Here is a 12,120-nt window from a genome sequence, read left to right as displayed (position 1 = left end):
AAGGTCCGCTCCCTGGGCTACCCCTTCCGCTTCGTCGAACTCGCCCAAGAGATCAACGACCGCATGCCCCGCTACGTCGCCGAACGCGCCCAACAACTCCTCAACCGCGAAGGCCGCGCCCTCAAAGACGCCAAAGTCCTCCTCCTCGGCGTCACCTACAAAGCCGACATCGCCGACCAACGCGAATCCCCGGCACGACCCGTCGCACGGCGGCTGGCACGGCTCGGAGCGGACCTGTCCTTCCACGACCCGTTCGTCACCGAGTGGCAGGTGGACGGGACCGCGGTCCCGCCGGCCGACCACGACCTGCCCGCGGCGCTTCGGGAGGCCGACCTGGCGATCGTGCTGGCCGACCACGCGGCCTACGACAGCGAGACCCTCACCCGGCACGCCCGGCTGCTGTTCGACACCCGCGGCCGCACCCGGGACGTCCACCTCGAAACCGTCGAACTCCTTTGACGGGGCCCGCGGCGGAGCGCACCAGTCGCCCCCGACCGTCCATATCGCGGACAAGGGGAATTCATTGACGATTTCCATGCCCGGCCGAGACTCGAGCAGCAGGCGCTTTTATCGGAACCTTGCGGAGTGAGTGGAAATGCGGATCTGTGTTTGCACGGTGGTGCACCATCCGGAGGATGCGCGCATTCTGCACCGGCAGATACGCGCGCTCCTCGACGCCGGCCATGAGGTCACCTACATCGCGCCCTTCCGGGCGTGCAATGCGACCCCATGGCGCGACGTCAGCCCGGTGGACGTCCCGCGGGCCACCGGACGGCGCCGGGTCTCGGCGCTGCGCGCGGCCCGCCGGGCCCTCGCCGAGCACGCCGGCTACGCCGACGTGATCCTGCTGCACGACCCCGAACTGGTGGTCTCCCTGCCGCGCGAGGCGCTCGACCGGACCGTGGTGTGGGACGTCCACGAGGACACCGCCGCGGCGCTCACCGCGAAGGACTGGGTGCCGGGGCCGGTCCGGCCGCTGCTGCGGCCCGCCGTCCGGCGGCTGGAGCGGCGCGGCGAGCGGCGGCTGAAGCTGCTGCTCGCCGAGGAGGGGTACCGGGCCCGGTTCCGCGGCGACCACCCGGTCGTGCCGAACACCACCTACGTCTCCGACCTGCCGCCCGGCCCGCCGGACGACCGCCGCGCCGTCTACGTCGGCAACCTGTCGGCGGCGCGCGGCGCGCTCGACATGATCGAGATGGCGCGGCTGCTGGCCCGCGACGGGATCACGGTCGAGCTGATCGGCTCCGCCGACCCCGACGTGCGGCCCGCGCTGCGCGACGCGCAGCGCACCGGGGTGCTGCGCTGGTACGGGTTCGTCCCGAACGACCGGGCGCTGCGGATCGCCGAGGGCGCGATGGCGGGGCTCGCGCTGCTGCACGACGAGCCCAACTACCGGCACTCGATGCCGACGAAGGTCGTGGAGTACATGTCCCGCGGCGTCCCGGTGATCACGACGCCGAACCCGCCCGCGGTGGACATCGTCGAACCGGCGGGCTGCGGGCTGGTCGTCCCGTTCGGCGACCCCGCCGCGGCGGCGGCCGCCGTCCTGCGGCTGCGCGACGACCCGGAGCTGCGCACCCGCCTGGGCGAGCGCGGCTACGCCGCCGCCCGCGCGCGCTTCCACTGGCCGGTGCACGCGGAGCGGTTCGTCGCGCAGCTGGAGGCGTGGGCGGGCCGCAGCACCGCCGTCGTGCCGGACCCGGCCCTGTCTCCGGAGCCGGCGCTGTCTCCGGAGCCGCTCGCCGAGGCGCTGCCGGAACCGCTGGGCAGGCCGCTTTCGGAGCCGATCCCGGAGCCGATGCCCGAGGCCGTTCCGGACTACTGACGAGCGGCGCGGGGCCGCCGGGCGCCGGAGGGTCAGGCGCCCTGCCCCCGCGCGCGCAGCCGCTCGACGACGGACCGGGCGAGGCGGGCCGCGGCGCCGGGCGGCTGGTCCACGTCCACGACCACCACGGCCCGGTCGACGAGCAGCGCGATCATCCCCGCGGTGGGGCCGAGCTCGTAGGCGCGGTCGGCCCCGATGTCGGGACGCTCCCGCGCCTGCGACTGGACCTCCTGCAGCGCGTCGAGCATCCTCCCCGCCTCCGCCCGCGTCTCCGCCACCCAGCGGACGCTCACCGTCAGCCCGCGGAACGCCTGCTCGGGCACGGCCCCGCCCGGCTTGCCGCCGGGCTTGGCGGGCTTGGCGCCGCCCGAGGCGTGCGGGGTCGGCGACGTCCCGGCCTTCGCACCGGTCGCGCCCGGCTTGCCGGACGGCGTCTTCGACGGATCCGGTCCGCCCGACGGCCGTGCCTTCCCGGATGCCTTCCCGGGCTGCTTCCCCGGCGTCCCGTGGCCCGGCGGCTCGTTCCAGGTCGTCTCGTAGGTGCAGGACACGGGGTGCGGCAGCGTCACGCCCCCGACGCTCGTCCGCGCGGACCGCATGCGGTGGTCGTCGGCGTGCACGGCGGCCAGGTCGGCCTTCTTGAGCAGCGCGCAGGCGTCCGGCCAGTCGCGCACCGGCACCCCGCCCAGCTCGGCGGGGCCCGGCCCGTCCGCCGCGCCGCGCAGCGCGACCAGCCGGGCCGCGCCCTCCGGACGCGGCGCCGCCTCCGCGACCGCCGTGTACAGCAGCCCGCCCGCCGCCGCCAGCCACGGCCGCGCACCCCGGAGGTCCGGGTCCATCGCGAACGGCACCGGGACGGTCGATGCCCGGCCGTCCCCGGGGTCCACGATGTCGACGCCAGCCGGGAGGAGCTGGTCGGACAGGCGCGGCCGCAGCGCGTAGACGGTGCCGCCCGCCTGCGCCAGCGCCGCGTATCCAGGCACGTCCCGCGACCACGCCACCGTGCCGGACGGGACGTCGACCGCCTCCATCCGGTCCGTGCCGGCGCCCTTCCCGTCGCGGTGGCGGACGACCAGGAGCCGCCCGCCCGCGCGGACGGCCGGGCACATCTGGTCGCCGCACACGAGGTCGCCGTCCCAGCGGGCGATCTGGTCGCCGCCGGCGGTGAACGCGCGCAGCGCCGCCCCGTCCGCGACCAGCACCGCGCCGTCCAGCACCCGCACCTCGGGCGACTCCCCCTTCGCGAGCGTCCGGCTCCAGAGGACCCGCCCGTGGCCGGGGTCGACGGCCAGCAGCCGGCCGTCCCGTCCGGTGCAGCCCACCGCCAGTGCCGCGAGGGCGTCACCGGGGTCGGGGCCGGCCGCGGCAGCGGGTGCGTCCGCGGGGTCGAGGGCGTCCGAGGGCTGCGCCGCGCCCTCGTAGAGCCGGCATCCCTTCGGCAGCGGCGTCCGCCACAGCCGCTTGCCGGTCAGCGCGGACACCCCGTACAGGGTGCGGCGGCCGTCGTCGGTGGTCAGCACCACCCCGGCCCCGGCGGGCCAGCGCAGCGTCGCGCGCGACACCGCCGCGGGGCGCTCGCCCTCGTGCCGCCACAGCTGCGCGCCCGACAGCTCGTCGAACCCGACGAGCAGCCGGTCGCCGCGGCGGCCGTCCCGCTCGAAGTAGGCGACGATCCGGGACCGGGTGGACGTCCAGCCGAGCAGCGTCCACCCGGTGCGGCGGTAGCTCCAGCGCTGGGCGCCGTCGCGCGCGTCCCGGACGTCCAGGCCGCCGCCGGACGCCGTCACCACCTGCCCGCGCGCCACGGCGAAGGCGACGCCGTCGTACCCGGCGGCGGACCCGCGGTGGATCCGGGTGGTCTGCTCCCAGCCCGGCGCGAGCGGCCCGGGCGGCGGGCCGACGTCGATCTGCGGCGCGACGGGCTGCCGGGTGACGGTGTGCCGGACCTGCCACCACTCGGCGTGCAGGACGAACCGCTCGACGAGGACGGCGCACAGCGCGACGGCGAGGGCGCCCGCGACGAGGCCGAGGGCCACGCGGACGCCGCCTCCCGGCCCCGGCCGGCCGTCCGGCCGCCGCCGGCTCCCGCCCACGCCCGCGCCGCCTCCCTGTTCCGCCGCCCGCATTCCCGTTCCACTGGCCGCATAGTGTGGACCCCCACCTTGCCGTGTCGCGCCCGCCCGCGCGACACCGCCGGAGGAAACGGAGGGAACGTGGAGGTCTTCACCCGCTGGCGCACCTGGGACGCCGCCCGCGCGGACCTGGAGTCGTCCGGCGACGGCGCCCGCCTGGACCTCGGCGCGCTGGCGGCGGCGGCGCAGGCGGCGCAGCGCTGGCACGGCGACCAGCTGCGGCCGACCGGCGTCCCCTACGTCGAGCACCTGCTGGAGGCCCTGGAGGTGCTGGTCCGGGGCGCGGGCGTCACCGATGCGGCGGTGCTGTCCGCCGTGCTTCTGCACGACGTGGTCGAGGACACCCCGGCGACGCTCGCCGAGGTGGAGGCCGCGTTCGGGCCGGAGGTGACCGAGCTGGTCGACTGGGTCACCAAGCCGCCGGCGGGCGGCGCGGGGCGGCAGGCGAAGCGCGCCGCGAAGTCCGCGTACCTGCGGCGGCTGCGGGACGCTCCGCCGCAGGCGGTCCTGGTGAAGCTCGCGGACCGGGTCAGCAACGTCCAGCGGCTCGACCAGATGCCGCCGGACTTCCAGCGCCGCTACTACGCCGAGACGGTCACCTACATCGTTCCGCTGGCCGAGCCGCACCCGTGGTTCGCGGCCTGGTACGGCGAGTGGCGCGAGGCGTTCTCCGGCTTGCGCTAGACCATGTAGTGACCAGGCGGTCATGGGATGGGATGATCGGGGCCATGGAACGCGAGTGGGTGGTCGAGGAGAGCGTCGCGGTCGAGGCCGGGCCGCGGGCGGTCTACGCGGCGGTCGCCGACCTGCGGCGGACGCGCGAGTGGAGCCCGGAGGTCTTCTCGACCTGGGTCCGCGGCCGCGCCGTGCGCCCGGGCACGAAGTTCGTCGGGTTCAACCGGCTCGGCTGGCGGGTGTGGTTCACCACCTGCGAGGTGACGGTCGCCGTCCCGGGCGAGGCGTTCGCCTTCCGCGTGTCCAGCTTCGGCATCCCGGTGGCGCTGTGGGGCTACCGGATCGAGGACGTCGGCGGGGACGCCGCCCGGACGCGCCTCACCGAGTACTGGGAGGACCTGCGGCGCGGCACCCGCGGCGCCGGGCTGGTCTCGCTGCTCGGGAAGGTGTTCACCGGCGTGCCGGCCGCGGAGCGCGCCGCGCTCAACCGCACCGGCATGCGGGCCACGCTCGGCCGGATCAAGGCGGGCGTCGAGCGCGGCTGAGCCGGGGGCCGGGCCGCGCGGGCGGCGAGGCGCGGGGCCGCCCTTGGCAGCAAAACGAGAACCTGTTCTACTTACCGTTGTGACAAGTGCCGCGCAAGTCCATCCGATCCAGGGGCACGAGGTCGCGCTTCCGGTCAAGATCCGGGACGCCGCCGTCGCCTCGGCCATGTTCGCCGTCCCGGCCGCCGCCGCGCAGGCCGTCATCGCCTACTCCGGCCTCGAGATCGCCGAACCGTGGCCGGGCAGGGCGATCTGCTCGCTCGCGTTCGTCCGCTACGCCGACGGCGACCTCGGGCCGTACCACGAGTTCGCCGTCGCGTTCCTGGTCCGCCCGCCCGGCACCCCGCCGCCGTCCGGCCGGCTCGGGCGGCTGCGCGGCATGCGGGGCGTGGGCGCGTTCATCCACTGGCTCCCCGTCAACCAGGAGTTCACCCTGGAGTGCGGCCGCAGCATCTGGGGCTTCCCCAAGGAGCTCGCCGACATCCCGATGGACCTGGCCGGACGCGTCAAGCGGTGCGCCGTGCAGGTCGGCGGCCGCACCGCCGTCGAGGTCGCCGTGCGGCCCGGCGCGCCGATGCCCGGCGGCGCCGGAGCGCCCAAGGTGGACGCCTACTCGTGCCTGGACGGCGTCACCCGCCGCACACCGTGGACGCTCGCACCGTCCGACGTGCGGATGCGCCCCGGCGGCGCCAAGGTGACCCTGGGAGACCACCCGGTGGCCGAAGAACTCCGCGCGCTGGGCCTGGACCGGGCGCGCGCGCTGAGCAGCACTACGGTCGGGCACCTGTCGATGAGCTTCGACCCGGCCGAGGAGGTGGCCCCGTGAGGCGGACGGCCCTGGTCGCCGGCGCGGCCAACGGCATCGGAGCGCTCGCGGCGCGGCGGCTCGCCGCGGCGGCGTGGGACGTCGTCGCCGTGGACACCGACGAGGACGGGCTCGCGGCCACCGCGCTCCGCTCGCCCAACACCCACGTCCGCACCTGCGACATCACCGAGACCAAGGACGTCGCGGACATCCTGGGCGTGACCGGGGCCGTGCACCGGCTGGTCCTCGCCCCGCCCCCGCCGCCCGCGGCCCCGGAACCGCCCGTGGACGAGGTGATGCGCGAGGCGTTCCTCGGCCCGGTGAACCTCCTGCGCGCGGCGCTCCCCGGGATGCTGGAGCGCGGCGCGGGCGAGGTGATCGTCATCGTCCCGGCCGCCGCGTCCCCGGCGTCCGCAGCAGCCGCGGCGGCGGCCGGCGCCTACGTCGAGGCCCTCGCGGACGAGCACCGCGGCCGCGGCGTCGCGTTCCGCTGCGCGAGCCCGCCCGCCGGCGCCCCCGCCCGGCTCGTCCTCGACGAGATCGAGCGGTCGCTGGCGCGGCCCGGCGAGGTGCGCGTGGCGCCCGGCCCGCGGCCGGGCCCGCTGCGGGGGCCGCTGCGCCGCGTCCTGTTCGGTCCGGGAACGGCCGGGACGTCCGCGCCGCGCTGAACGCGCCGCGCTGAATGTCAGGGGGACCGCATAGGCTTGTCTCTTTCGCCCCTTAGGGTGCCGGGGCCCTCCCCGGTGAGCCGAGCGCGAGGAGCAGCCTGCATGTCGTCCCAGGTCACCGGGCGGCCGACCGATCCCGGCGGCACGGTCAAGGACCGCGAGATCGCCGCCGAGCAGCGGTACGTCGACATCGCCTACACGCGGCTGGAGGAGATGCGCGCGGACGCCCAGGCGATGATCCGCGAGGGCTACCGGCAGTCGCTCGCGGGCACCAAGGGCTCCCTGGTGGACCGGGACGCGATGGTCCACCAGGCGGCCCTGCGCGCCCAGGCCCTCGACATCGCCGACGACGGGCTGGTGTTCGGCCGCCTCGACCTCGCCGGGACGGGCGAGGTCCGCTACGTCGGCCGGATCGGCGTGCGCACCAGCGAGCACGACTCCCTGGTCATCGACTGGCGCGCGCCCGCCGCCGAGGACTTCTACCGCGCCACCCCCGAGGACCCGCGCGGCGTCGTCCGCCGCCGCGTCCTGCACTCGCGCGGGCACACCGTCGTCGACCTGGAGGACGACCTGCTCGACCCCGACGCCGCCGACGGCATGACGATCGTCGGCGACGGCGCGTTCCTCGCCTCGCTCGCCCGCGCCCGCGAGGGCGCGATGCGCGACATCGTCGCGACGATCCAGCGCGAGCAGGACGAGGTGATCCGCGCGCCCGCCGACGGGACCGTGCTGGTCCGCGGCGCCCCCGGCACCGGCAAGACCGCCGTCGCCCTGCACCGCGTCGCCTACCTGCTGTTCCGGCACCGCCGCCGGTTCGGCTCCCGGGGCGTGCTGGTGGTCGGCCCGAACCGCCGCTTCACCGCCTACATCGAGCGGGTGCTGCCGTCCCTCGGCGAGGGCTCGGCGACGCTGCGCTCCCTCGGCGACCTGGTCGACGGCGTCACCGCGACCGTCCACGACACGCCCGCGCTCGCCGCGCTGAAGGGCGCGGAGGCGATGGCGACCGTGCTGCGGCGCGCCGTCGCCGACCACGCCCCCGGCGCGCCCGACGAGCTGCGCGTGGTGTTCAAGGGCGTCGTCCTGTCCCTCGACCGGCAGCACCTCGACCGCATCCGCGGCGACGTGCACCGGCGCAGCCGCGGCAGCGTGAACGCGGCCCGCCGGCAGGTCGCCCAGATGCTGCTGGACGCCCTGTGGCAGCGGTTCAACGACCTCGGCGGCCCCGAGGCGGCGCGGGAGGCCGAGGGCGCCGAGGCCGGGCTGTGGAACGCGATCCTCGCCGCCGACGGCCTCGGCGCCCTCGACGACGAGCAGCCCGGCAGCCCGGCGGGCAACGGCACGCCCCGCGAGCAGTTCGACGCCCGCGTCCGCGAGCAGCGCGAGTTCGCCGGCTTCCTCGTCGCGTTCTGGCCGATCCGCCGGCCCGCCGAGGTGCTCCGCTCGCTCGGCGACCCGGCCCGGTTGCGCCGCGCCGCCGGCCGCGACCTGGACCGCGACGACGTCGCGCGGCTCGCCGCGTCCTGGGCCGGCCCCGCCGGCGGCGGGGAACCGCTCTTCAGCTACCAGGACGTCGCGCTGATCGACGAGATCGACGCGCTGCTCGGCTCGCCGCCCCGCCCGTCCCGCCGCCGCGCGGCCGCGTCCGCCGACGACCCGTTCGTCGTGGACGGCGTCAACATCCTCACCGGCGAGGAGGTCGCGGAGGACGACTGGGAGCCGGAGATGCAGGAGCTCACCACGTCCATGGAGCGGCTCGAACGGTCCCGCCGCGTGGACGACGGCGTGGTGGAGGAGCGCCCCGAGTACGCGCACATCGTGGTGGACGAGGCGCAGGACCTGTCGCCCATGCAGTGGCGGATGCTCGGCCGCCGGGGCCGCCAGGCCAGCTGGACGGTCGTGGAGGACCCGGCGCAGAGCGCCTGGGAGGACCTCGCCGCCGCCCGCACCGCCATGGACGCGGCGCTCAGCGGGGAGCGCCCGCCGTCGCGGGGCCGCAACCGGCGCCGCAAGCCCGCGCCGCGCCGCACCCGGCACGAGTACGAGCTGACGACGAACTACCGCAATTCCACCGAGATCGCCGCCGTGTCGGCGCGGGTGCTGGCCCGCGCGCTGCCCGAGGCGCGGCCGGCGCGGGCCGTCCGCTCGTCCGGGATCGCGCCGGTGCTGCGCGTCCTGCCCGAGGCGGGTCTCGCCGCCGCCGCGCGGGAGGCCGCCGAGGAGCTGCTCGCGCAGGTCGAGGGCACCATCGGCGTGATCGTCCCGTTCCATCCCGCCGAGGCGCACGACGAGGGCACGATCCCGCTGCCGCACGAGATCGCGTCCGCGCGGTGGGACGCGGCGGCCCGCGAAACCCTCGCCGCCGGGCTGCCCGAGCGCGTCCAGGTCCTCGACGTCCTGGAGGCCAAGGGCCTGGAGTTCGACGCGGCCGTGATCGCGGCGCCCGAGACGGTCGCCGCCCAGTCGCCGAACGGGCTGCGCGTCCTGTACGTGGCCGTGTCCCGCGCGACGCAGCACCTGGTCGTGCTGACGTCCGCCCCCGAATGGGAGGGCATCCTGCTGTCCGGCTGAGCCCATGGCGCGGCGGGGACGGCCGATGTACGGTCGGGCACGACGAGGAGGCGGCGCTGACCCACATCCACCCCCCGCCGGCCGGGCCGACGCCGGAGGAGCGGTCCCGCGCCGTCGAGCGGCGGCTGCTCGCGCTGTGCGGCGAGCTGTCCGCGCCGCTGGCCGCGTCCGCGCGTGCGCTCGTCGAGCGGCCCGGCAAGCGGCTCCGGTCGGCGCTGGTGTCCGCCTGCGCCCGCCTCGGCCCCGCCGACCCCGAGCGCGTGGCGCGGCTCGGCGCGGTCGTGGAGCTGCTGCACATCGCGTCCCTGCTGCACGACGACATCGTCGACCGCGCGGAGACGCGGCGCGGCGGGCCGGCGGCCCACACGGTGGTCGGCAGCGCGCGGGCGTCGCTGGCCGGGCTCGCGTGCTTCGCGCTGGCCGGGCAGGAGGCCGCCGACCTCGGCCGGGGTGCCGCGACGCTGGCGAGCCGCGCCGCCGCGCACCTGTCCTACGGGGAGATCCTCGACGTGGAGCGCGCCTTCGACACCGCGTTCCCCATCGCCGACTACCGCGAGCTGGTCGAGCGCAAGACCGGCGACCTGTTCGGCCTGTGCTGCGCGCTCGGCGCCCTGGAGGCGGGCGCGGACGCGGACGTCGTCCGGGGAGTGGAGCGCTTCGGCAGGGAGTTCGGGGTCGCCTTCCAGGTCGCGGACGACTGCCTGGACTTCGCGGGCGGCCCCGGCGGGCCCTCCGGCGGCCCGGGCAAGCCGGCCGGGACCGACCACCTGCTGGGGCTGTTCGGCGCACCCACGCTGTTCGCCCTCGCCCGCGACACGACCGGCGAGCTGGCGGCGCTGCTGCTCTCGCCGGCTTTCTCCCTCGCCGACATGCCCGCCGTCGGCGATCTCGTGCGCGCGCACGGGGGCCTCGCGGAGGCGTCCGCGCTCGCCGCGGTCCACCGGGACCGGGCGGTCGCGGCCCTGGAGGACGTGCCCGACCCCGCCGTACGGGAGGAGCTGCTGCGGATGACCTCGCTCGCCGGGAAGGACGGGCCGTGACGCCCCGATCGCCGTCTCCCGACGTCGAGGCCGTCGTCGTCGGGGCCGGCCCCGCCGGCGCGGCGGCCGCGGCACTGCTCGCCCGGCGCGGCGTCGCGACCGTCCTGATCGACGCGGGCGCCCCGGTCGCGGACCACGACGTGCTGCTCAGCGGCCCGACGCTGCGCGCGGTCGCGCAGCTCGGCGGGACGTTCGCCGCGACCCGCCCGGTGGAGATCCTGGAGCTGCGCTCCGCCGGCGGCCACGTCCGGACGGTCGACGGCGTCGGCGGCGCCACGGCCGGCCGCGCCGCGTTCACCGCGTTCCTCCGCGACACCGCCGCCGACCTCGGCGCGACGGTCCTGACCGGGACGGCCGCGCCGGTGACCCCCGCGGCCGGCGGCCACCGCACCACCGTCGGGGGAACCGAGATCCTCGCCCGGCACGCGATCGTCGCCACCGGCGCGGGGGACGCGGCGCGCGGGCCGTCCGGCGGCACGGTCCACGCCCTCCGCGTCACCGGCGCCGCGCTGGGCGCCCCGGCGTCGCTGACGCTCCCGCCGCCCCGGACCGCGGACCCGAACGAGCCGCCCGCCGCGATGTGGGCGCTGGCCGGGGCCGGCGACACCGCCACCGTCCTGCTGCTGCGCGTCGGCGCGGACGGGCTGGACGACGCGGAGCTCGACGCGGAGCTCGACGCGCACCTCGCCGCCGACCCCCGGTTCGCCGGCGCCTCCCCGGCCGGTCCCCGGGTGCGCGGGCGGGTCAGCGTCGGGTTCTCCCCCGACGCCGTGGCGGCGGCGGCCGGACTCCCCGTCGGCGACGCGGCCGGGCTGGTCAACCCCTTCACCGGGGAGGGGCTCAGCAACGCCGTCCAGAGCGGCCTGCTCGCGGCGGAGGCCGTCGCGGCGCACCGCTCCGACCCGGACGCGGCCGGCCGCGCCTACGAGCGGCGGCTGCGGCGCTCGTTCGTCGGCTACTTCGAGACGGCGCGGCACGCGTCGCGCCGCCACTCCCTGACCCGGCGGGTCCTCGACACCGCCGCCGAGGACGACCACCCCTTCTTCGCCAAGGCGCGCCGCGCGGTCCTGCTGCCGGAGGGGCTGTCCGATCTGGCGGGCGCGGACCGCCTCGGCCTCGCCGGCCGGGACGCCGCGCCGATGGCCCCGTTCCTGGTGGCGTGCGACGAGGTCGCCGTCGCCACGGTCCGGGCCGAGTGGCCGTTCCTCGCCCGGATCGCGCTGGCCGGCGACGTCCGGTCCCGCGACCGGCTGCGGCCCGCCGTCCCGTTCTACGCGGCGCTGCTGGCGGGCGGCACGCCGCCCGCCCCGGCGCGCGCCACGACCGCCGCCGCCGTGGAGCTGGCGACGCTCGGCGCGCTGGCGTTCCTCAGCACGCCGCCCGAGCGCCCGCCGGAGCGCGGCATCGACTGGGCGCTCACCTCGACCGTCCTCGCGGGCGACTTCCTGATGGCGCAGGCGTCCCGGCTCGTCGCGGACTCCGCGCCCGAAGCGTCGCGGTCCTTCGCCGACTGGCTCGCCGAGCTGGCCGAGCTGCGGGCCGAGCAGCTCGCCGCCGCGACGGCCGCGGACGCCGCGGCGCTCAGCGCCCGCGTGTTCGGCGCGCTGCTGGAGTATCCGGCGCGGATCGGCGCGCAGTTCGGCGGCGCGGCCCCGCCCGCCGTCGCCGCGCTGCGCGAGTACGGGCACCAGTGCGGGCGGGCGTTCCTGCACGCCGAGGACGTCCTGGCGCTGCGCGGGGGGCGGACCCGGCTCGACACGACCCGCGCGGCGATGGTCGCGGCGCGGCTCACCGCCGTCCCCGAGGACGGCGCCGGCGCCGTGGCGCGGGCGGCGTCGGCGGCCCGCGAGGCCGCGGACGCC

10 protein-coding genes are annotated in these 12,120 nt (G+C 77.3%); 9 read left to right on the top strand and 1 reads right to left on the bottom strand.

The features are described 5' to 3' along the window. Window positions 1-459 (top strand): UDP binding domain-containing protein (locus tag J4709_RS52595; RefSeq protein ID WP_307802185.1); only part of this gene is annotated, 459 nt, incomplete at its 5' end. 136 nt (window positions 460-595) lie between these two features. Beyond that, the gene (locus J4709_RS52590; protein ID WP_208253061.1) at window positions 596-1,825 is read left to right on the top strand and encodes a glycosyltransferase family 4 protein; all 1,230 of its coding nucleotides are present in this window, start codon (window positions 596-598) and stop codon (window positions 1,823-1,825) included. Between the two features lie 32 nt (window positions 1,826-1,857). Here the strand turns inward: J4709_RS52590 and J4709_RS52585 are convergent, their stop codons facing one another. Continuing rightward, entirely contained in the window at window positions 1,858-3,918 is a 2,061-nt protein-coding gene (locus J4709_RS52585; protein WP_208253060.1) for an outer membrane protein assembly factor BamB family protein, read from the bottom strand. A gap of 120 nt (window positions 3,919-4,038) precedes the next feature. On the opposite strand from J4709_RS52585, the gene J4709_RS52580 reads away from it, so the two are divergent. From J4709_RS52580 to J4709_RS52550, 7 genes are all read left to right on the top strand, one after another. Next, window positions 4,039-4,641: an HD domain-containing protein gene (locus J4709_RS52580; protein WP_208253059.1), complete on the top strand. Its 603-nt coding sequence runs from the start codon at window positions 4,039-4,041 to the stop codon at window positions 4,639-4,641. A 44-nt stretch (window positions 4,642-4,685) separates the two neighbouring features. Beyond that, entirely contained in the window at window positions 4,686-5,177 is a 492-nt protein-coding gene (locus J4709_RS52575) for an SRPBCC family protein (RefSeq protein ID WP_208253058.1), read from the top strand. Window positions 5,178-5,256: 79 nt separating this feature from the next. Then, window positions 5,257-6,003: an acetoacetate decarboxylase family protein gene (locus J4709_RS52570; RefSeq protein ID WP_307802184.1), complete on the top strand. Its 747-nt coding sequence runs from the start codon at window positions 5,257-5,259 to the stop codon at window positions 6,001-6,003. Beyond that, complete coding sequence (locus J4709_RS52565) at window positions 6,000-6,650, top strand: SDR family NAD(P)-dependent oxidoreductase (protein ID WP_208253057.1); 651 nt, start codon at window positions 6,000-6,002, stop codon at window positions 6,648-6,650. Before J4709_RS52570 ends, J4709_RS52565 begins: the two co-directional genes overlap by 4 nt. Window positions 6,651-6,752: 102 nt before the next feature. Next, window positions 6,753-9,218: a HelD family protein gene (locus J4709_RS52560; RefSeq protein WP_208253056.1), complete on the top strand. Its 2,466-nt coding sequence runs from the start codon at window positions 6,753-6,755 to the stop codon at window positions 9,216-9,218. Further along, entirely contained in the window at window positions 9,191-10,258 is a 1,068-nt protein-coding gene (locus J4709_RS52555; RefSeq protein ID WP_208253055.1) for a polyprenyl synthetase family protein, read from the top strand. Before J4709_RS52560 ends, J4709_RS52555 begins: the two co-directional genes overlap by 28 nt. After that, window positions 10,255-12,120, top strand: a 1,866-nt coding sequence (locus J4709_RS52550; RefSeq protein ID WP_208253054.1) for an FAD-dependent monooxygenase, incomplete at its 3' end; no start/stop codon positions are given. The genes J4709_RS52555 and J4709_RS52550, both read left to right, overlap by 4 nt.

It is taken from the genome of Actinomadura violacea (assembly GCF_017573465.1).
Taxonomy (GTDB): Bacteria; Actinomycetota; Actinomycetes; order Streptosporangiales; family Streptosporangiaceae; genus Spirillospora; species Spirillospora violacea.
This window is presented reverse-complemented; position numbering and strand designations above follow the sequence as displayed.